General features: G+C 42.7%; 1 pseudogene. It reads right to left on the bottom strand.

Going from position 1 to position 253, the window contains the following annotated elements:
- Window positions 1-43: 43 nt before the first annotated feature.
- Window positions 44-253: pseudogene (locus tag CHH91_RS20975) on the bottom strand (ABC transporter ATP-binding protein); the annotation flags it as partial.

Genomic DNA, 253 nt, shown 5'->3' with positions numbered 1-253 from the left:
GTCTTCGATTTGCGGATGACGTTTGCTCACTTGACACCACGCTTTAGACGCGTGTGACCACCGAAAATTGTTTCCTTCCTTTTACAGGCTCTTTCCATTCATGAAAAGCTGTTCCGTAAATATTTTCAAGAGCACCCCGTGTCAAGATCGATTGCGTTTCACCTTGGCATATCACTTTTCCGTTTTTCAGTAACAACACATCATCACAATACAAACTTGCCAGATTAATGTCGTGTAGAATGCACACAACCGT

The sequence above is a fragment of the Virgibacillus sp. 7505 genome (genome assembly GCF_002272135.1).
In the GTDB taxonomy this organism is placed as follows: Bacteria; Bacillota; Bacilli; order Bacillales; family Amphibacillaceae; genus Terribacillus.
The sequence above is the reverse complement of the archived record's forward strand: the minus strand, read 5'-3'. Positions and strand labels throughout refer to the sequence as shown.